We start from the raw sequence: 19,678 nt of genomic DNA, 5'->3' as shown, positions 1-19,678 counted from the left end.
AGAATGGAGAAGTTGGTATTGGCTAGTGAAGGTGTTTTTCCTGTTGTTAAAGACATGCATGGTAATACGATCAAAGATCAGCCACAAACAGGTTTACTGATGCCTGGCACCATACAGGGTGAAGGTAAATTAGCGGGTGTTCCGTCCTTATTCATTCGCCTATCTAGTTGTAATTTACGATGTATTTGGCAAATGAACGATGGTAGCTTTTGTCGATGTGACACAACCTACGCCTCCTTTCACCCGGACAAAACCCAAGAAATTGAAGTCGATAATATCATCGATTGGTTGAAGCACAATTTAGGCGCCATTCGTCATGTTGTAATTACCGGTGGAGAACCTCTACTGCAGAAAAAGCCCCTAGCTAGTCTTTGTAAAAAGATAAAGGAAGAATTAAACTTACACATTACACTCGAATCGAATGGTACCCTATTTGATGAAACAGTTGCGCAATGGGTGGACTTGTTCAGCATATCGCCAAAATTAAGCAACTCGGTTCCATCGGCTGAAAAGCTAGCGCATTACAACTTAAAAGAATCCGGTCCATTTAAGTTTCATGGTGAACGCCGACTTAATCTAAACGCACTTCAAGCATACATTGACCTTTGTAATCGCAGCGATAAAGAACTTCAACTAAAATTCGTTATTGGTAAAACCGATGATTACAAGGAAGTAAAAACAGATTTTCTGAATAAGCTCAATGACTACAAGAATAACGACATATTATTAATGCCATTGGGGGCTACACAAGAGGAAATTGCCAAATCAGCTCCATTGGTTCTTGAGATGGCAATAGCCAATGGATGGCGCTATAGCCCACGTGTTCACATCGATCTATTTGGGTCGAAACAAGGAGTTTAAAAAAAGCCAATAGCTGTCAGCTAAAAGCTATTAGCTAACAGCTTAAAAGTAAAGGTAATGACTGAAGACAAATACCTAGGAAAACAAGTAAAGTACCCACAACAATATGCCCCTGAAATATTAGTTGCGGTACCTCGTTACTTAAATCGTGAGCAATACCAGCTAGCTGATAACGACCTTCCTTTTATTGGTCTGGATGCCTGGCACGCTTATGAGTTGAGTTTTCTTACTGTGAACGGCTTACCCGTTACTGGCCTTTTAAAGTTTGTGTATTCATGTACTAACCCTAGTTTGGTTGAAAGTAAATCACTCAAATTATACCTCAACTCCTTCAACATGCATCGCTTTGGTAACACTGCGAAAGAGGGATTAGCGTTAGTACTAAACACAATCCAAAAAGATTTGGAGAATTTATTAGACACAGAGGTAAAACTTAGTTTCCATACAAGTAACAATCAGCAATTACCTTTCGATTTTAATGAATATGAAGTTCTTGAAGATGTCTTGGATGTCGACACAATTAATTTTACTGACTTTAATGAAGCGCCCCAGCTACTAAGTGAAGCTAAAAACAAAACAAAGGAAATTAAGATAGCCACCCACCTCTTACGGAGTAACTGTAAAATTACACATCAACCCGATTGGGGAAGTGCATATATCTACCTAAAAGGTAAAAACACACCTGATCTTCATAAGCTATTACAATATCTTGTTTCCATTCGTAACGAAAATCATTTTCATGAAGAAATTTGCGAGATGATATACAAACGCCTTTGGGATAAGTTTAAACCCGAAGAATTAATGCTTGCCTGTATATATACCCGGCGAGGTGGTATCGACATCTGTCCTGTACGTGCTAGTCACGAACACATAATACCAGAAGCTCTTTGTGACGGTCACAACCTATCATCAAAACTTTTGAGACAATAGTTAATAACCAAAGTTTATTCGGTCGAAAGCACTTAATATCTCTTTGCTATTTTGATTTAGTTCAAACGCCCTTTTGTAATACTTAATAGCTTTTGCTTTATTACGATTTTTAAATTCGTAATAATAGCCTAAATTCTTATATAAATCAGAATATGCTATTTTTGGTTGATCATATTTATCAAGTGTGTATTTCTTTTCAATATCAGCTAAAAGAGTAATTGTGTTTGTTATTTGTGTTGAATTCATATAGTTCATCCCCAAATTACAGCTTAACAAAAGATAACTGGAAATGAAATTATCATGGTTTTCAAGAAATGGAAATTCAGTCAATAAATAATCCAACTCACTAATTCGTAATTTTATATCCGATTCAGAATAACCAACATCATTTAAAACTCTTGCAGGTGCTATACTATTTAAATTACTTTGCAATCTAATATTCTCCTTCTTAATCCCATAAGCAATACAATACTCCCTAAAAGTTGCATCAATTTTACCTTTCATATGAAACCCCTCTCCTCTTTTGAAATGATACCAAAACTCAACCTCTTTTAATAAAGTTGAATCTTCAATATTATTAGCATAAATTTTATAGGCTCTATCAAAACCACTAAAATCCCCTCTTTCAATCATTCTTTCCTGAGCAATAAACTGAATATCATTCCCTAATCTCTCCTTATTATACATTTCAGGAATTATTTTATACAAATCTATCATTGTTTCAATATCGGAGTCTGATTCTAATTGACTTGAACTTAGGCTTTCTTCCAGTAAAGCAACTGACAAATATTTTGCCTTATAATTAGGTTCAATCTGGTATGATTTCTTAAAACATTTTAAAGCAAAATCTTTATCATCATTCATTAGCTCCCATAAACCTTCATTAAAATATTGATACGCAGCCAGAGCGTTTACACTTACAGACTTTGTATTGTAAAAATACTCATTAAAAAGCTCATCAGTTGATTTATGTCTATATTCATAATCGGATATAAGTTTATTTTTTTTCATAAACTGAACATAGGATTTTTTAAAGCGATCATCATGTACGATATATCCACCTTGTGGATCAGTTGTTTCTACTTTAATTTTATTTGTTTGCGGATATGCTAGTAAATAAACATGGGTCGGAAGTTCTATAACCTCATATGGTATATGCAATTCATCAAATACCAACGCGTACAAAGCAGATGCTGTTACGCAATTATATGTACCTGCAATAAATATATCAGAGAATAATGCTCTTGACATGTACTTCCTTAAAAAATGACCATGTACTTCTTTAAAAACATATTTAATTTGTTTTTCCTTCTTTGACACAGCCAATTTCTTCTTGTCAAGCCTTTCAACAAATGAATTGATTTGCAATTGTGCATTCTGAACCATAACCTCTTTCGAATCTGATGTAATAGCTATTAACAATGCTAAAACATCTGTTTCTGTTGAATCAATAAAATTGGTAAAAACCTTTTCTTCAAATTGATTATGAAAGGATAAATTTAATCTGGCCTGCTGTGATTTACCATTAATCGACAATAAAAAAAGCAAAACAAGAACAGCAAGTCTGAGAGTATTAGTTAGCATAGTTTAATCTTTTGTTTGGTGCAATAAAACTAACCAATATGGAGTAGATAACAAAACTTAAAAAAAACATTTATCGAAGCAATTCTAATTCTCATAAGATAAGCCTTGCCGCGGGTTCATTATGATGGACATAACTTATCATTAAAACTTTTAAGGCAGTAATAAGAGCTTACCAATAATTGATAAGCTCGTCAATTCTTTAAGCAACAACAATCGATTTTAACTTGCTCGTAAATTGCATATTATCAGCAATCGGACAACGTTTTTCTATCTCATGCAGGTAAGCTTGCTTCTCTTCCATCGACATGTCAGCATCAATTTCAACGAATGTTCTTATTTCAATAAATCCAGCTCTACCTTCTTCGGTTTTTCCCAAAAGAAAATTCTTATCAATATCTCCTTCCAACTTTACATTTATGCCGCGTACAGGTAAACGCTTTTGATTAGCAATAATACGACCAATGGCACAAATGCACGCTGGCAACGAAGCTAAAAAGATCTCCATTGGATTTGGTCCCTCATCAGTACCTGCCGGCTTTGGTTGGTCAATTACAAAATTGTGCGAACATTCTACTTCGGTGCGGAAGCCTTCATTCATTTTGGCTCCAACTTTTAGTGTTGATATAGTCATTTTGTCGTCTAATAAATTAAAAATTCAACACAAAAATAAAAATTAATTTGAACATATGTTCATTTTAAATATGTTTTATTGAGCCAATAATCACTTTTGAACTGACTTTGGCCCCAACTCTATCACCTCCATATCTTTTATTTCCTTTCCATCAATTGAAAAACGTAGTGCAGTTCTTACGGAATGAAAACCTGACCTTCCTGAAGCTCCAGGGTTTAAATGCAAAATTTCCAAATCCTTATCGTAAATCACTTTCAGGATATGCGAATGACCTGTAACGAAAAGTTTAGGCTTCTTCTTTACCAAATCCTTTTTCACTCGGGCGTCATATTTACCAGGATATCCACCAATATGGATCATATATACACTTACATCTTCGCAGGTAAATATTTGTTTTTCTGGCAATTCCTGCCGAATAGGTGAACTATCAATATTGCCATAAACAGCCCTAAGTGGTTTAAATTGCTGCATCGCTTCCAATACCTTAATATCGCCCAAATCACCTGCGTGCCATATTTCGTGCACATCCTTAAACAGTTCCTTAAATCGGGGATCAAAAAAGGAGTGCGTATCTGATAAAAGTCCAATTCTTGTCATTATTGCTTAAATAGCCGTTAAAGTATGCCCAAAAATATCTTAATTTTCATAAATTTATTCCGAATCAACACGCTAAGTATGTCCCAACAGTTTTTTAATCGAGATATAAGTTGGTTGTCTTTCAACCACCGCGTACTGGAAGAAGCTAAAGATGAAAGCCTTCCTTTGTTCGAGCGTTTAAAATTCATGGCCATATACTCAAGTAACCTGGATGAGTTTTATAAGGTGAGAGTGGCCGAATACCGAAATGCAACCGTAAATCCCAAAAGTTTTCCTGACATACCAGATGCTGAACAGACATTTGAAAAAATTAATGCCATTGTTAGTCAGCATTGGGTTGAATTTAGTCAGATATTGAAAGAGCACATATTACCGCAAATGCATTTGAACGGTATTATTTTGCACTATAAGGGCTACCCAAGTTATCCGAGTCACCTAAATTTTATTCAAGAATATTTTAATACTGAGATAACGCCCTACGTTCAACCTGTTCTGTTAAACAAAGGAACGCGTTCTTTCATGCGCGATAACAGATTATATCTTGCGATCAAACTCTTCAAAAAAAGCACAAAAGAGAAAGCTCGGAAATCAAAAAAAGCAAGGTACGCTCTCATAAAATTGCCAACCAATGAAGCGCCACGTTTCATTAGACTGCCAAGAGTAGACGACCAACATCACATTGTTTTCTTGGACGATATATTACGCTATAATTTGCAGGAATTATTTCCTGGTTTTGACATTGTTGGTAGTTGGGGCGTTAAATTGGCACGCGATGCAGATTTAGGTATAGAAGATGAATTTGGCGGTAACATTGTAGAACGAATTAAGGAAAATCTGGCCAAGCGAAAAATAGGAAAACCAGCGGGCTTCCTGCATGATCGTAATATTCCAGGCGATTTATTAGCATACTTACAGGAAACTTTTGATATAAATACCAATGAATTAGTACCTACGGGTAGTTATCTGAATTCACACGATTTTTTTAATTTCCCAACACCGGAGAATCCCGATTTGGTATGGCAAGCCCCTAAGCCTATTTTACCTTTTGAACTGGAACAGACAGGTTCGATGTTTGAAGCTATCAAAAAGAAAGAGCGGGTTTTACATTATCCCTATCACTCTTTTAAATACGTCATCCAATTCTTGAACGAAGCTGCTACTGATCCTAAAGTTGAAGACATTATGCTAACTCAGTATAGAGTAGCTAGTAATTCCGAGGTAGTTAGTGCCTTAATTGCTGCAGCCCATAATAAAAAGAACGTGACTGTTTTTGTGGAAGTAAAGGCACGTTTCGACGAAGAGAATAACCTCTACTTTGCTAAGCAGATGGAGAAAGCAGGTGTTAAAATAATGTACAGTATTCCCGGCTTAAAAGTACATGCTAAAATGGCATTGGTTCTACGTCGCAGTCATGGGGTGCGAAAGCGTTCATTTGCCTACCTAAGCACGGGTAACTTTAATGAAAAGACGGCACGATTATATGCCGATCATGGTTTCTTCACCTGTAATGATGCCTACATTAACGACATGGAGAACTTGTTTAAATATCTTCAAGATCAAAGCATAAAACCTAAGCTAAACAAACTTCTGGTAACGCAGATAAATTTGCGTAAAACCATAATGGAAAACATTAATCGTGAAATAGAGCTTGCACAATCGGGCAAAGAGGGCTATATTTTACTAAAAATGAACGGCATCCAAAATAAAAATCTAATTAGTAAACTTTACGAAGCGAGTCAGGCAGGTGTTAAAGTTGACCTTATTGTGAGAGGTGTATGTTGTTTGGTACCAGATCAAGAATTTAGCAAAAACATACGAGTGCTCAGATTAGTGGATAGTTTTTTGGAACATGCTCGCATTTGGGTATTTGGTAATGGAGGTCAAAAAACCATGTTTCTTTCATCAGCTGATTGGTTAAATCGTAACATCAATAGACGAATAGAAACAGCATTTCCAATCGAACACCCGGAATTGAAAGACGAAATTCTTAACATCCTGGAGATGCAATTGAACGACAATGTTAAAGTGAGACGAATTGACACCAATTTAAACAATGTATTAGACCAAACCGATAGACCACAGCTAAGAGCGCAAGTTAGTACCTATAGTTACTTATATGAATTAGACCAGGTAATACGCGCTAAATTTTAAGCTGTTTTAATGCAAAAATCAAAGCTATGAAAACATTAATTTTGATGCGACATGCGAAGACAGAACAGTTAGAGTACGGAACCTCAAAATCCGACTTTGAACGTGAGCTTAAACCTCGGGGCTACAAGGACATAAAACTCATAGCCAGCGAAATTATTCGATTCGAATCTATTCCTGATTTAATAATATCGAGTACAGCTAGTAGAGCCAAGCAAACAGCACAAAACCTAGCTGAACACCTTAGCTATGATCAATCGCTGATTCGCTACGAGCAATTTATTTACGATGGTTACACAACTACTGATTTCTTAAGTTTCATGGAGCAGCTCGACTCCAAATATGATACCATTGCTGTTGTAGGTCATAATCCTGAAATAGCAATGATGGCGGTTAACTTGTGTAATGATAATATCTTTCATTTTCCTACGAGTGCAACAATCTCCATTTCGTTCGATCAACAAAGTTGGAAGGAAATTAAAGCACGTGAAGGAAAAACCAACTGGTTTACTTACCCAAGTATGCTGCGATAAAATATAAGTAAGTGAAATATATTCAGGCTAAGAAGATTCTAAGTGTAGGAAAGCCTGAAGGTGATCCTTGGTTTGGCACTAGTTACACCATTAACTTATATCGCGGTTGTACGCATGGATGTATCTATTGCGACTCAAGAAGTGATTGCTATCGCATTAACGATTTTGACCAAATTGAAGTTAAACAAAATGCCTTAGAACTTTTACACAGAGAACTCAAATCAAAAAGGCAGCGACGAACCATTGGTTTTGGATCGATGAACGACTGCTACATGCCAATTGAAGAGCAGCAAAGACGTACACGTAGAGCACTTGAAATAATACTACATCATAAATTTCCCATACACATTATTACAAAAGGAACTTTGGTTACCCGCGATACAGATTTACTAAAACAAATATCTAAGGTTTATGCAGCGGTAAGTTTTACAATCACAGCTGCGAATGATGAACTGGCAAAGAAGATTGAACCTCAGGCTCCAAGTTCGACAGATCGTTTTAAGGCACTAAAACAACTTCGCGAAGCAGGTATATATGCAGGCATTACCCTAATGCCAATATTACCTTTTATCAACGATTCAATTGATAACATTAAACAAATTGTTGCGAAGGCTGCCGAAAGCAATGCGTCCTACATTATAGCTTCAATGGGCATGACAAATAGAGATGGACAAAGAGAATACTTTTACAAGAAACTAGATCAGTCATTTCCTGAAGTAAAACAAAAATACATGAATCAATTTGGTAATGACTACTCATGTGCATCACCCAATGCCAAACTCTTATGGCAAACATTTAATAGTGAATGTAACAAATACAAGATCCCAACGAAAATGGCTTTTTACAAACCAATTAACAACCAACAAACTTCGCTGTTTTAATTATTCTCAACCATTTTGCTAATTACATTGGTTAATGCCGATATAACATTAATTGAGTTTTATGAACGAAGTGAAAAAAGGCGTATTTTAATGTATAATCGGTATTACTCTTTCTCCACCAGACTCACTCATCAAGGTACTCCAAAATATCGGCTGGTTGACATTTCAGAGCTTTGCAGATAGCATCCAAAGTTGTAAAACGAATGGCCTTCGCTTTACCAGATTTTAAAATGGATAAGTTCGCATTTGTTATCCCAATAATCTCGGCCAACTCATTACTACGCATCTTTCGTTTAACAAGCATAAGGTCTAAATTAATTTTTATCCCCATAGCTATACAGTTAAAGAATTTTCCTCTTCAAGAATAATTGCTTTAAACAACGACCCACATTGTATCAGAAAGAATAAACCTATAATAAATAAAAACAAAGGAGAAACCACGAAACCTTCTATCAACAATAAGGGATTAATTAAAAATCCGTCTTCTGCTAATTGCACAATAAAAAGGATAAAAGCAGAAATTCCCCCAGCATATAAAAAATGCTTACCACACATTTTTAAATTTGCTACTATTTTTGGGCTTATAAAATCTCTAGACAGGTAATTCCTTGCTACTCGTCGAAGAAACATTATACCTCTCAAAAATGTGATCCAATAAGCCATACTTAGAACTGTAATAATTAGGTTAAAGATCGACTCAAAACTTAATGAAATATCAATTTTATCATTGTCATATAGTTCTACCAGTTCGCTAATAAAAAGTGCAGACAAAACTACTAATAGCCCAAAACAAAAAATATCAATTAAGGATTTGAATAATACTGAATATTTCATAATAATTTAGATTAGAATATCACAAAGCTAAGGCATTTTTATTGCTAAACAATCTTTTTTTATTGTTTTTCGATAAAAATTTATTCTATTTCGATAACACAGAAACAACTTACTTTTTCTTAAATACAGTTAATATAATACGCATTCAAATAAATCGCCAACGGATTCAAATTTTCACCTAGCTCACTTCAAACGATAACTTACCTTAGATTAAAATTCTAATCATTGCATGGACCATGGGCAATCCACTTAAAAAAATAAGCTTATCAACACGAAATTTCATTCATCTGATAAAAGTAGAAAACATCCTCTATTGCCAAAGTAACAACTCATATACAACCTTCTTTTTTAATGACAATAAAGAAACAATAACCGTATCTGTATCAATCAAAAAAATTGAGGAACAATTGTGTAACAATAACTTTATTCGACCACATCAATCTTATCTGGTAAATACCCTTTACATAAAAAGCTTGAGTAAGATAAGCGATGGCGAACTATTACTGGCCAATGGCACATACATACCTGTAAGCTCAAGAAAAAAGAAAGCCATTCTCCACTTCCTCAAACAATCCTCACAAATTCAATAACAGTAATATCACTTAACAACATAAACAAAAAATAATCAATCAGACTAAAAGTATAACTATGAAACAATTACTATTTATTCTTGCATGCCTCTTAATAACACAAATAAGCAGAGGTCAACAAAAAGCACAACAATTTGCCATTAAATCGGGATATGCCGAATATACATTAACAGGTAGCACAAAAGGCACAAAAAAGCTGTGGTGGGATGATTATGGTGCTAAAACTCGAACGGAAACTAACTCCGAAACTGTTACTAAAATGTTCGGAATAAAAAGTGTAGATAAAACTCACTCCATCGAAATTATTGTGAAAGATAAATATTGGTCTGCCAATCTACTTGAATCAACAGGTAGCAAAGGAACCCTACCCTACTACAATGAAAGCAGAGAGTTATTTGAGGACATGAGCAAAGAGGAACAAGAGGAGTTTGCGAATAATTTAATTGAATCGCTTGGTGGCGAAAAACTAGGCAATGAAACCATTATGGGTCATAGATGCGAGGTGATTAAAGTGATGGGAGCTAAAATTTGGATATACAAAGGGCTTACACTTAAATCGGAAGCTAAAGTATTAGGCATCGAAAGCAATGAATTAGCGAGCAAATTCGATGCTGGAAAATCAATATCCGCATCCAAATTCACACCTCCATCCGACATTACTTATGAGAATATTGACCAGCAAACACAAGGAATGTTTGGTGGCTTTGCGGACATGGCCAATATGGATAAAACATATGAAGATGATGATTCTGAGAACATGGAATTGGTACCAACCAAATACCCTTATGACCTATTTCTGAAAAAAGTAAATGGCTTTTCTCACGATGGTTATAAAAAAATGATGGCTCAGAGTTCGGATGGAACTCATAATGCCATGTTCATGAAAGGATTTGGATCAACATTAATGGTAGCAGCTGTTTCTAGCGAAAATGGCGACATGAGTGAAGAAGGCGACTTCCAAATCTTTAATCACAAGGGTAAAACGTGCATGTATGGTGCAATTGACGAAGATGATGACGACGTCGTACTATTAGTGATTGAAATACCCGAATACGATACTTATATCACCGTTGGTACATCTCCTAAAAGAACAAAACAGGAATTATTAGATCTCGTTGATCAATTTAATTTTTAAGCAAATCATTCAATAAACAACCTGCATTTAAAAGTAACAAAATGATAAAATTTTTACTTATATCAATAATTGTCACAGCTTCATTAAGCCTTAACGCACAAAACTATGACATTAGTTTTACAGCAAGTGGCGAGTCTAATAGTATTGGGTCCATCATAGCGACTAACCTGTCAACGAATGAATCACTAACACTACAGGGCTCAGATATGCTGCAACTGCAAGCAACATCAACAGACATTACTAAAATCTCAAATGATACAGATATAAAGCTATACCCTAATCCATACAATAGCCTTTCTAATCTTGAGCTTCAGTTGGATAAAAATCAAACAGTTCTGATAGCATTAACTAATTTAAGTGGAAAAACATTGATTCAATACAAGCAAGAATTAAACGCCAGTACTCACAAGTTTAATATAGCAACGGCTCATGCTGGTATCTATTTACTTAGTATCAGAACTGAAAAGAAAACAATCTGCAAAAAGATAATACAAAATCAAGCGAGTCAAAATCTGATTAAGCACTTAGGTTCAGAACCAAATAACATCAGTTCACGATCAAGTCTAAAAGCTGCCAACAATGTGCTTTCTTTTACACCTGGAGATGTAATTTCATATCGTTTCGTAAGCGGTAACTTTACAACAATAATCAATGAAATACCAACATCCTCAAAAGTCATTAATGCTGAGTTTGTTGAATGCTCCGATTATGAAGGCAATCATTATGCGGTAGTCAAGATAGGTAATCAATGGTGGATGGCTGAAAACCTACGAAGCACAAAATATGCAGATGGCACATCGATACCACATGTAACAAGTGATGAAGACTGGGCTGCCATGCGTGGAATGGGAGGCAGTACCGAAAGAGCCTATTGTTATTTTAATAATTCAGAAGCAAGCAATGATGTTTTATATACATATTCTGCAGCTACTAACAACGCCCCATACGACGGTGTTAATTATGCTCAAGGTATTGCACCAAATGGATGGCATATACCAGGCAACGCTGAATGGTACGAATTAAGAGACTACCTAATAGATAATGGACATAATTACGATGGTTCTTCATCTGGAAGTTATATTGCCAAATCATTAGCTTCGAACTCTGGCTGGGATACCAATGATAAAGAAGGTAGCCCTGGTTACAATCAATTAACCAATAACAAATCTGGCTTCAACGCCTTACCAACAGGATTTCGAAAGGATTACTACGGCAGATTCCATTTCAACTCAAGAAAATATGCACGCTGGTGGAGCAGGCCTATAGGCAATAGTGGTCGAACAAATTTTGGTCTCAATTATTCATCCCTTTACTTTTTTACCGATGGAGATAATACAGGTAACTCATGTGGTTTCTCTGTTAGATGCGTGAAAAATTAGAAGATAAAGTTATTGAGGGTGTCCAAAAACTCTGAAAGTATCCGTTCACTGAGCGAAGTCGAAGTGATTATTGGTTGATAATCAGCATTAATCAAATTTCATCTCGACTTCCTTTCGACATGCTCAAGGGGCATCTCGATGAGCGAGCTTAGTTTTTGGACATCCTCATTTTTTTATTCTAAGCTATCACACCTGAACCAATCAACTCATCATTGGCGTACCAAGCTGCAAACTGCCCCGCAGTGATACCACGCTGAGGCTGATCAAAAACAATGAATATGCCATTATCGCGATAATGTAAGGTTCCTTCCTGCAGCGGCTGGCGGTAACGAATTCGCAAACTAAAACGACGAGACTCTCCAACCTTCATGGCTAAATCCTGACGTATCCAATGGATCTCATCACTAGCCACTCTTAATACTTTGCGGTAAAGCCCTGGATGCTCTTTACCCATGCCCGTATACACTTGATTAAACTCAACATTGGTTCCAATCACAAATAAGGGTTCAGGGAATCCACCTATATTTAATCCTTTACGCTGACCAATGGTATAAAAGTGAGCTCCATTATGCTCCCCTATTTTCTTACCATACTTCGGATGAAAAGCGTAAGGCTGCGATAACTCTAATAAGTCCTCATCGGATGGTTGTTCCACTTCTGCCTTTGACCAATCGCGCACAAATAATTCACTGTGTGCATCTATGTTAAAAACACGCCCTTTTTTAGCTTCTAGTTTCTGTTGCAGAAATACAGGTAAATCAACCTTACCTACAAAGCAAATACCTTGTGAATCCTTTTTATGGGCCGTTACTAAATTCAACTCGTTTGCAATGCGTCGAACCTCTGGCTTAATAATATCGCCAACCGGAAACATTGCTTTCTCCAATTGTTTCTGACTAAGCTGACACAAAAAATAACTCTGATCCTTATTGTCATCACTTCCGGCCAATAAGCGATGTACTTCTTTTCCATCTACAGTTAATGTTTCCTTTCGACAATAATGACCCGTTGCCACATAATCGGCTCCCAACTCCAGTGCCTTATCTAAAAATACATCAAACTTAATTTCACGATTACAAAGTACATCTGGATTAGGCGTACGCCCTTTCTCGTATTCGGCAAACATATAATCAACAACACGCTTACGATAAAAGTCGCTCAAGTCAACCATATGAAATGGAATATCCAACTTCATGGCAACAGCCTGCGCATCAAATTTATCATCTAACCAAGGACAATCAGCTTTTAGTACACCAGTTGTATCGTGCCAGTTCTTCATAAACAGCCCAATCACTTCATAACCCTGCTCCTTTAGTACGTAGGCAGCAACGCTTGAATCAACTCCTCCTGATAATCCTATGACAACTTTTTTCTTTTGCATCATTACTTTCTTTACAGCAATTAGGGCACAAAAGTACTGTTTTTATCGGGAATACATACGTGATACCACACATCCAATTGTCACATTAACAACAAACCTAAACTTATGATTACTTCTAAAACACCTATTCTCCTCTTTTGCATTTTGTTGCTAAGCTCATGTGCTGTGCAGCACAAGACGCTTCCTAAATTAAATATCTCCTATATCGAATCCTTTCACCTTAATGAAACGGATAGTTTATACTATGGCTATTTTAAAGACTTATTAGCCTTAACTGAGAATAGCAAACTAAAGCAGCGATGGGCAAAACGGAAGAATTATCAAATTATTGGCTTTGAAGTAATGAATACGAGTGAATCATTCACAAAGGGCTTTCAACTTAAATTTTACCATAATAACGAACGCATTATTCCACTTCGAAATGAGTGGATTGCAAAAAAGGCTCGCCAAAAAGTAAATAAGGTTTCATTAATAGCTTATCCAATGCACTTCATCGAGTTGTGTTTGTTTCCTCCAGAAAAACAAGAAGATGAAGATGGCTTTGACACAACAGATTATAGCACCGTATCATTGAAAGCTGCTGAAATGAATAACGAAGTTCGTAAAAAAGCTAATTCGGATCTACTGAAAGATTTGCAGGAAAATGATATCAGCCATAAGGTATTACCGAGAGGCCTACCAGTATATGGCATAATAATTATTGAAGGTAATATTCCTTTGGATCAACTACAAGTGAAACTGAAGTAACAAAGGCCAATAGAAAAGCCGTTTTACACAAGTTGGTAAAACGGCTTTATATATCTTAATCAATGCTTCTTATACATTAATCATCATAGGCATTAGCAACATCAACTCCTCTTCGTTTTCACCATTCTCGAAAGGTAATAAGATACCTGCTCTTGATGGATCAGACAACTCAAGAATTACATCAGATGAATTAAGGTTGTCAAGAATATCAGCTAAGAATCCAGACTTAAAGCCAATCTCCATTTCATCACCTTCGTACTGACAACTCAAACGTTCGTGAGCCGAAATACTAAAATCAATATCCTGAGCCGAAACAGTCATTTCATTACTCTCCATTCTCAATTTAACCAAGTTACTTGCCTGATTAGAGAAAATAGAAACACGACCTAGGGTATTGTGAAATTCACTGCGATCAATAATCACTTTATAAGGATTATCCTGAGGAATAACAGCATTATAACTTGGATAGTTTCCTTCAACCAAACGACACACTAACTTATAATTTGGCAAAGTGAAAAAGGCATTTTTGTCGTCAAATTCAACAACAACATCACCACTCTCCTTTGGCAAAACATTTTTCAATAAACCTGCCGGTTTCTTCGGTAAGATGAAAGAAGAAGAAAAATCAGTCTTAGCATCTAAACGACGATAGCGAACTAACTTATGTGAGTCAGATGCTACAAAAGTCATATTCTCAGGAGATAACTCAACCAAGATACCATTCATCACAGGGCGAAGCTCATCATCAGCCGTCGCGAAAAGTGTTTTGTTAATACCTTTTTGCAATAGATCAACAGATACCTGAAGGTTTGAGCTCTTATCAGCATCAAGCTGAGGTAACTCAGGGAAATCTTCACCATTCTGACCTACAACACTAAATTTACCCTTATCAGTTACGATATCAACCCCAAAACTTTCCATGTTAATGTCAAAGTTTAAAGGTTGCTCTGGGAATTTCTTTAATGTTTCCAATAAAATACGTGATGGAAGGGCGATGATGCCTTCTCCATCCGAATTATCAACTTCTAAAGAAGTAACCATGGTCACCTCCAAGTCAGAAGCAGTAAGTACTAACTTATTGTCTTTTAGATCAAATAAAAAGTTATCCAAAATTGGCAAAGTACTTTTATTGCTAATAACACGGCTTATTGCCTGCAAGTGTGATAGCAAATCTGTACTGGAAACAACGAATTTCATTAGTGTATGTATTTAAGTTTTTATCAAATATATCAAAAAAACAGATAATTAGTACCTTTTCCCTAATATCCTGCCACTTTTTGGCAGAATATTAGGGAAAAGGTACGTATGCAAAATTTATAATGCATATTACAATAAAAAGTGTATGAATTAGCATTCAAATTAAATGTATGCATTCATCTATTTTATAGCCGAAAGATACAAAAAAAGACTTTTGACAAAAGCCTGTCCTGATTCAATTTACAAAGAAGTTTTTAACAAAAAAATAAGCACCATCAAATACCTGAATATGAAAACCTAAGCATCCAGAATAAAATTTAATCGCTATTTACCGAAACGTCTTTTACGAATATATATGAATGTGATGCTTCCTGCGATAACCAATAAAATAGGTAAACCAACATTTAACCATTTCCAAAAAGCTGTGCCTTGCGACAACTTGGCTTTATCTAGTAAACGCAATGTTAAATGTCGCCCACGTAAATGCATCCACCCATCATCGTCGCACAGATAATTAACCGCATTAACTATGAAATCTTTGTTCCCATAGATTTGTTGAGAGCCTTCATCGTAACCAAGCGGTGTTATACGCGGATTACTATCTTTAAAGCGTACTTCGTTACGGATAATATCACCATCAGCCACAACCATCATTCGTGTGTTCTCACTAGATTGCTTGACCTTAATAGTTAAATCATCAAATTCTTTTGGTATAGGTCTGTTTTGGAAAACGGAAGGAAATACACCTTCCTGAATAATTGCAACCGGTTGATATGATGCATTAAACTCCGCTTGTTGTGGCTGTTTATTAACATCCGACATGTTTACAAAAACAGGCGTACCATTTAGTTTGGTGTATTGCGACGTTCGCAGAAGTACTTGACGATTCAGTGCCAAATTACTACCAACCGTATCGATGGTACAAGTAAAATCGCCTCGCACCAATTGAATATTCCGACTTATAGGGTGCGCGCTAGACGCTGCTAATAAAGGACTATACAACCAGGGTACCGGAACCAATTGTGCCTGCCCCTGAGGGCGAGCATTCATTAATATACGACCAGCCTGAATATCTTCAACCAAAACAGGATTAACTCTAATGCCATAACGAAACAGCTGATCATCAAGATTAACATCATTATAAAGGCCGATTGTTTGTGGTTGTTTGCGCAAACTATCAAGTGTCACATTCACAGCATCAATCAGATACAGTAGCCGACCACCATTCATCAAGTATTGGTCAAGAATAAATTTATCCTTCTCCGAAAAAGCCTTTGATGGTTTGGCTATAATAACTGCCTTGTAGTCATTAAGTATGGTGGGATCGGTCCCCAACCTACCTCTATCCACCTGATAATACCTTGATAATTCATCAGTGGCCTCTATCACATCCAACTCATCCAATTCGCCATGTCCTTCAAGAAATGCCACCTTTGGTTTTTCCTTAATCAACAATCGGCGTAATGCATCCGTGAATTTATATTCCAAACTCTCCATAGAGATGTTTAAATTCTCAGCTCCTCCGTAACCAGGAATGTTCTCCAGTAGATTCAAACCAATTATACGCTCATCGAAATACACCATGGCATAAGGGAAAACATAGGATTGAATTTTACGACCATCTTCGGCATTCTCAAATACTGTTTGAGCCTCAAAACCATAACTCTCCAATTCTTCCAGAAAGGCTTTCTTCTCATTGGCCGAACCTTCATTTGGATCGATAAATTCATATATCAGATGGCGCCCTGCAGTGCTTTTAAACTCTTCAAGCATCTCACGTGTAGCACGCGACAATTTTTGAAAGCCCACATTTAATTCGCCATGTAAATACACCTTGACATATAAATCAGAAGATAAATCTTCCAACAATTGCTCCGAATTTGACGACAGAGAGTGCCTTTTTTCGGAAGTTAAATCAAGTCGAAAAAACCATTTTGAAGCAATGAAGTTAAGAGCCAATAACACAGCTAATACAATAACTACATTAATTAGAACCTTTACTTTTGAATGACTAGTCTGCATAAAAAACTTGATTTATTTCTTTTGATTTGACAACACAAACTTCGTTAAAAAAACAAAGAAGAAAATAAGAGATAGAAAGTATATGATATCACGCGAGTCAAGCACTCCTCTACTCACAGAACTATAGTGACTATCAATACCAATCATACGTATGGTTTCGCTCATCGATTTTAATCCTGGTAAGGCCGCCAAGGAATCAAAACCTGTGTAAAATGTAAAACACAATACCACAGCTATCACAAAAGCTACTATTTGATTATCACTCAAGGAAGATGAGAAAGTACCGATGGCCACATACACTGCAGCTAAAAAGAATAACCCAATATACGATCCCCAGGTTCCTCCCATATCAAGGTTTCCAACAGGATTACCCAAACGCACAACACTAAACACGTACAATAAAGTAGGCAACAGGCTTATCGCAACCAGTATCAAACCGGCCAGATATTTTGATAATACAATCTGCATTTCCGAAATCGGGCGAGTTAATAATAAATCGAGGGTCCCCATTTTTCGTTCATCAGCAAATAAACGCATGGTAACAGCTGGCACAAGAAACAAGTACACCCATGGCGCCAAATAAAACAAGGATTCGAGCGAAGCATATCCCCCGAAAATGATATTCAAATCACCAGGTAATACCCAAAGAAATAAACCAGTTATCAATAAGAAAACCGATATTACCAGGGCTCCAATAATTGAACTAAAAAAAGAACTTATTTCACGTTTTAATAATGCTAGCATATTTAGTTATTTAGCTTTATCCACTTTTAAAGATTCTAACATTAGTTGAGCCGTTTTTGCACTTGAACCGGGACCTCCCATCCGTCGATGTAACTCTTCATAATCAGTTAACATCTCTTTGCGGCGTTCCGTATCAGCTAGTATCTCACCTAACTCATCCTGTAATTTTTCCAATGAAAAATCCTTTTGAAACAATTCTAATACACAAGCCTTATCCAACACAAGATTAACTAAGGAAATATACGGCACTTGAATCAATATCTTTTTCGCAATAAAATCGGTAAAGCCTCCACCCCACATTTTGTAACAAACCACTTGTGGGCAATTTAGAAGTGCCGTTTCTAAGGTAGCGGTACCTGAAGTTACCAGAGCCGCACGAGAATTTTGAACCAACTCATAGGTTTGGTTTAGTATAACTGCCACATCTTTACCTTCTGTATATTGCTTATAATCGTCCAGACTAAACGAAGGCGCACCAGCAATAACAAATTGAAATTCTGGAAATTTTTCCACCATCTGAAGCATATCGGATAGAATATATTTTATCTCTCCTTTTCTACTACCAGCAAGAAGTGCAACTTTTGGGCGATTATCCAATTTGTTACGCTCTACAAACATTTCGAAGGCCTCATTTTTATTTGGTCGGGTATCAATGGCATCCAATACGGGATTACCACTGTACTGTACCTCAACACCATGTTTCTTGAAAAATGAAGTCTCGAAAGGTAAAATGGTGAACATGCGATCAACCGAAGCTTTTATCTTTTTTACGCGTTTTTGGTTCCATGCCCAAACCTTAGGTGAAATATAATAATAGACCAATATCCCTTTAGCATGGGCATAATTGGCCATGCGTAAATTAAATCCGGCATAATCTACCAAAATAAGTACATCAGGATTATAATCAAGAATGTCATTCTGACACAAGTCAAAATTCTTACGAATGGTTCTTAAGTTCATTAACACATCCCACAAACCCATTACAGCTGTGTCTTTGTAATGACGAACCAATGTTCCTCCTTGAGCCTCCATAAGGTCTCCACCCCAATATCTGAATTCAGCCTCCGGGTCTTTTTCCTTAAAGGCTTTCATTAAATTCGAAGCATGTAAATCGCCAGATGCCTCACCAGCAATAAGATAATATCGCATTAATTCTTTTATTTAATCAAATGGAAACTTACAACATAAATTTAACAATGAGAACAACAATTGCATAAAGCAAAGTTGCCGTTACTATGCCTCTTGCAGCCAATAACCGCTCTTTATTAATGGCAATAAAGAATAATATTAAATTAGGAAGCACACTAATACTTAGCAGCTTCCCAAAACTCCCCATTCGCACCATCTCTGATAAAAAGGGCAAAAATTCCAAGCCTCCTTTATATAAGGCTGTATATAAGATTAAAGACATCAGGATGGGCACAACAAGACCAACCAGCAGACCAATAATCAGTTTATTACACTTACAGTTCATGTGTTTATAG

General features: G+C 36.3%; 20 protein-coding genes. 9 read left to right on the top strand and 11 right to left on the bottom strand.

The genetic code is table 11. The features are described from left to right. The first annotated feature begins 3 nt into the window (after nt 1-3). Complete coding sequence (locus tag ACRD7B_RS08660) at nt 4-861, top strand: 7-carboxy-7-deazaguanine synthase QueE (protein ID WP_430824119.1); 858 nt, start codon at nt 4-6, stop codon at nt 859-861. Between the two features lie 57 nt (nt 862-918). Then, nucleotides 919-1,791 (top strand): NADPH-dependent 7-cyano-7-deazaguanine reductase QueF, encoded by an 873-nt coding sequence (locus ACRD7B_RS08655; protein ID WP_430824118.1) that lies wholly within the window; start codon nt 919-921, stop codon nt 1,789-1,791. Here ACRD7B_RS08655 and ACRD7B_RS08650 read toward each other — a convergent pair whose 3' ends face one another. From ACRD7B_RS08650 to ACRD7B_RS08640, 3 genes are all read right to left on the bottom strand, one after another. After that, nucleotides 1,792-3,375, bottom strand: a complete 1,584-nt coding sequence (locus tag ACRD7B_RS08650; RefSeq protein WP_430824117.1) for a tetratricopeptide repeat protein — start codon at nt 3,373-3,375, stop codon at nt 1,792-1,794. It lies immediately after the preceding gene. A 199-nt stretch (nt 3,376-3,574) separates the two neighbouring features. Beyond that, nucleotides 3,575-4,006, bottom strand: coding sequence for an OsmC family protein (locus ACRD7B_RS08645; protein ID WP_430824116.1), 432 nt, complete (start codon nt 4,004-4,006; stop codon nt 3,575-3,577). 90 nt (nt 4,007-4,096) lie between these two features. After that, the gene (locus ACRD7B_RS08640) at nt 4,097-4,603 is read right to left on the bottom strand and encodes a metallophosphoesterase family protein (RefSeq protein ID WP_430824115.1); all 507 of its coding nucleotides are present in this window, start codon (nt 4,601-4,603) and stop codon (nt 4,097-4,099) included. A gap of 78 nt (nt 4,604-4,681) precedes the next feature. On the opposite strand from ACRD7B_RS08640, the gene ppk1 reads away from it, so the two are divergent. The 3 genes from ppk1 to ACRD7B_RS08625 are packed head-to-tail and all read left to right on the top strand — an operon-like array spanning nt 4,682 to nt 8,165. After that, complete coding sequence (ppk1, locus tag ACRD7B_RS08635) at nt 4,682-6,754, top strand: polyphosphate kinase 1 (protein WP_430824114.1); 2,073 nt, start codon at nt 4,682-4,684, stop codon at nt 6,752-6,754. A gap of 26 nt (nt 6,755-6,780) precedes the next feature. Next, nucleotides 6,781-7,284, top strand: a complete 504-nt coding sequence (locus ACRD7B_RS08630) for a SixA phosphatase family protein (RefSeq protein WP_430824113.1) — start codon at nt 6,781-6,783, stop codon at nt 7,282-7,284. An 11-nt stretch (nt 7,285-7,295) separates the two neighbouring features. Next, entirely contained in the window at nt 7,296-8,165 is an 870-nt protein-coding gene (locus ACRD7B_RS08625; protein ID WP_430824112.1) for an SPL family radical SAM protein, read from the top strand. Nucleotides 8,166-8,289: 124 nt separating this feature from the next. On the opposite strand, the gene ACRD7B_RS08620 is transcribed toward ACRD7B_RS08625, so the two are convergent. Continuing rightward, nucleotides 8,290-8,469, bottom strand: a complete 180-nt coding sequence (locus ACRD7B_RS08620; RefSeq protein WP_430824111.1) for a helix-turn-helix domain-containing protein — start codon at nt 8,467-8,469, stop codon at nt 8,290-8,292. A gap of 29 nt (nt 8,470-8,498) precedes the next feature. Next, complete coding sequence (locus ACRD7B_RS08615) at nt 8,499-8,999, bottom strand: hypothetical protein (RefSeq protein ID WP_430824110.1); 501 nt, start codon at nt 8,997-8,999, stop codon at nt 8,499-8,501. A gap of 236 nt (nt 9,000-9,235) precedes the next feature. Here ACRD7B_RS08615 and ACRD7B_RS08610 point away from each other — a divergent pair, with 236 nt between their 5' ends. The 3 genes from ACRD7B_RS08610 to ACRD7B_RS08600 are packed head-to-tail and all read left to right on the top strand — an operon-like array spanning nt 9,236 to nt 12,103. Then, nucleotides 9,236-9,589 (top strand): LytR/AlgR family response regulator transcription factor, encoded by a 354-nt coding sequence (locus tag ACRD7B_RS08610; RefSeq protein WP_430824109.1) that lies wholly within the window; start codon nt 9,236-9,238, stop codon nt 9,587-9,589. A 58-nt stretch (nt 9,590-9,647) separates the two neighbouring features. Then, nucleotides 9,648-10,724 carry a hypothetical protein gene (locus tag ACRD7B_RS08605; RefSeq protein ID WP_430824108.1) on the top strand — a complete coding sequence of 359 codons (1,077 nt, stop codon included), beginning with the start codon at nt 9,648-9,650 and terminating at the stop codon, nt 10,722-10,724. A gap of 41 nt (nt 10,725-10,765) precedes the next feature. Beyond that, on the top strand, nt 10,766-12,103 hold the full coding sequence (locus tag ACRD7B_RS08600) for an FISUMP domain-containing protein (RefSeq protein WP_430824107.1): 1,338 nt from the start codon (nt 10,766-10,768) through the stop codon (nt 12,101-12,103). Nucleotides 12,104-12,281: 178 nt separating this feature from the next. Here ACRD7B_RS08600 and mnmA read toward each other — a convergent pair whose 3' ends face one another. Next, the gene (gene mnmA, locus ACRD7B_RS08595; protein ID WP_430824106.1) at nt 12,282-13,484 is read right to left on the bottom strand and encodes a tRNA 2-thiouridine(34) synthase MnmA; all 1,203 of its coding nucleotides are present in this window, start codon (nt 13,482-13,484) and stop codon (nt 12,282-12,284) included. Nucleotides 13,485-13,589: 105 nt separating this feature from the next. On the opposite strand from mnmA, the gene ACRD7B_RS08590 reads away from it, so the two are divergent. Continuing rightward, on the top strand, nt 13,590-14,231 hold the full coding sequence (locus ACRD7B_RS08590; protein WP_430824105.1) for a hypothetical protein: 642 nt from the start codon (nt 13,590-13,592) through the stop codon (nt 14,229-14,231). A 69-nt stretch (nt 14,232-14,300) separates the two neighbouring features. Here ACRD7B_RS08590 and dnaN read toward each other — a convergent pair whose 3' ends face one another. The 5 genes from dnaN to ACRD7B_RS08565 form a co-directional block, all read right to left on the bottom strand. Beyond that, the gene (gene dnaN / locus ACRD7B_RS08585; RefSeq protein WP_430824104.1) at nt 14,301-15,428 is read right to left on the bottom strand and encodes a DNA polymerase III subunit beta; all 1,128 of its coding nucleotides are present in this window, start codon (nt 15,426-15,428) and stop codon (nt 14,301-14,303) included. Between the two features lie 324 nt (nt 15,429-15,752). Further along, nucleotides 15,753-17,450, bottom strand: a complete 1,698-nt coding sequence (gene gldG / locus ACRD7B_RS08580; protein WP_430824103.1) for a gliding motility-associated ABC transporter substrate-binding protein GldG — start codon at nt 17,448-17,450, stop codon at nt 15,753-15,755. 12 nt (nt 17,451-17,462) lie between these two features. Continuing rightward, nucleotides 17,463-18,194 (bottom strand): gliding motility-associated ABC transporter permease subunit GldF, encoded by a 732-nt coding sequence (gene gldF / locus ACRD7B_RS08575; protein ID WP_430824102.1) that lies wholly within the window; start codon nt 18,192-18,194, stop codon nt 17,463-17,465. A 6-nt stretch (nt 18,195-18,200) separates the two neighbouring features. Beyond that, entirely contained in the window at nt 18,201-19,343 is a 1,143-nt protein-coding gene (lpxB, locus tag ACRD7B_RS08570; RefSeq protein WP_430824101.1) for a lipid-A-disaccharide synthase, read from the bottom strand. A gap of 28 nt (nt 19,344-19,371) precedes the next feature. Beyond that, on the bottom strand, nt 19,372-19,668 hold the full coding sequence (locus tag ACRD7B_RS08565) for a hypothetical protein (protein WP_430824100.1): 297 nt from the start codon (nt 19,666-19,668) through the stop codon (nt 19,372-19,374). Nucleotides 19,669-19,678 lie beyond the last annotated feature (10 nt).

The sequence above is a fragment of the Carboxylicivirga fragile genome (assembly GCF_050589805.1).
GTDB lineage: Bacteria > Bacteroidota > Bacteroidia > Bacteroidales > Marinilabiliaceae > Carboxylicivirga > Carboxylicivirga fragile.
Note: the sequence above shows the minus strand (reverse complement) of the source record. Positions and strands in the feature narration are given on the sequence as shown.

Bases quoted from the DNA above. Each gene is read 5' to 3' on its own strand.
- ACRD7B_RS08660 (WP_430824119.1), top strand. From the start codon at position 4: ATGGAGAAGTTGGTATTGGCTAGTGAAGGTGTTTTTCCTGTTGTTAAA.
- ACRD7B_RS08655 (WP_430824118.1), top strand. From the start codon at position 919: ATGACTGAAGACAAATACCTAGGAAAACAAGTAAAGTACCCACAACAA.
- ACRD7B_RS08650 (WP_430824117.1), bottom strand. From the start codon at position 3,375: ATGCTAACTAATACTCTCAGACTTGCTGTTCTTGTTTTGCTTTTTTTA.
- ACRD7B_RS08645 (WP_430824116.1), bottom strand. From the start codon at position 4,006: ATGACTATATCAACACTAAAAGTTGGAGCCAAAATGAATGAAGGCTTC.
- ACRD7B_RS08640 (WP_430824115.1), bottom strand. From the start codon at position 4,603: ATGACAAGAATTGGACTTTTATCAGATACGCACTCCTTTTTTGATCCC.
- ppk1 (WP_430824114.1), top strand. From the start codon at position 4,682: ATGTCCCAACAGTTTTTTAATCGAGATATAAGTTGGTTGTCTTTCAAC.
- ACRD7B_RS08630 (WP_430824113.1), top strand. From the start codon at position 6,781: ATGAAAACATTAATTTTGATGCGACATGCGAAGACAGAACAGTTAGAG.
- ACRD7B_RS08620 (WP_430824111.1), bottom strand. From the start codon at position 8,469: ATGCTTGTTAAACGAAAGATGCGTAGTAATGAGTTGGCCGAGATTATT.
- ACRD7B_RS08615 (WP_430824110.1), bottom strand. From the start codon at position 8,999: ATGAAATATTCAGTATTATTCAAATCCTTAATTGATATTTTTTGTTTT.
- ACRD7B_RS08610 (WP_430824109.1), top strand. From the start codon at position 9,236: ATGGGCAATCCACTTAAAAAAATAAGCTTATCAACACGAAATTTCATT.
- ACRD7B_RS08605 (WP_430824108.1), top strand. From the start codon at position 9,648: ATGAAACAATTACTATTTATTCTTGCATGCCTCTTAATAACACAAATA.
- ACRD7B_RS08600 (WP_430824107.1), top strand. From the start codon at position 10,766: ATGATAAAATTTTTACTTATATCAATAATTGTCACAGCTTCATTAAGC.
- mnmA (WP_430824106.1), bottom strand. From the start codon at position 13,484: ATGCAAAAGAAAAAAGTTGTCATAGGATTATCAGGAGGAGTTGATTCA.
- ACRD7B_RS08590 (WP_430824105.1), top strand. From the start codon at position 13,590: ATGATTACTTCTAAAACACCTATTCTCCTCTTTTGCATTTTGTTGCTA.
- dnaN (WP_430824104.1), bottom strand. From the start codon at position 15,428: ATGAAATTCGTTGTTTCCAGTACAGATTTGCTATCACACTTGCAGGCA.
- gldG (WP_430824103.1), bottom strand. From the start codon at position 17,450: ATGCAGACTAGTCATTCAAAAGTAAAGGTTCTAATTAATGTAGTTATT.
- gldF (WP_430824102.1), bottom strand. From the start codon at position 18,194: ATGCTAGCATTATTAAAACGTGAAATAAGTTCTTTTTTTAGTTCAATT.
- lpxB (WP_430824101.1), bottom strand. From the start codon at position 19,343: ATGCGATATTATCTTATTGCTGGTGAGGCATCTGGCGATTTACATGCT.
- ACRD7B_RS08565 (WP_430824100.1), bottom strand. From the start codon at position 19,668: ATGAACTGTAAGTGTAATAAACTGATTATTGGTCTGCTGGTTGGTCTT.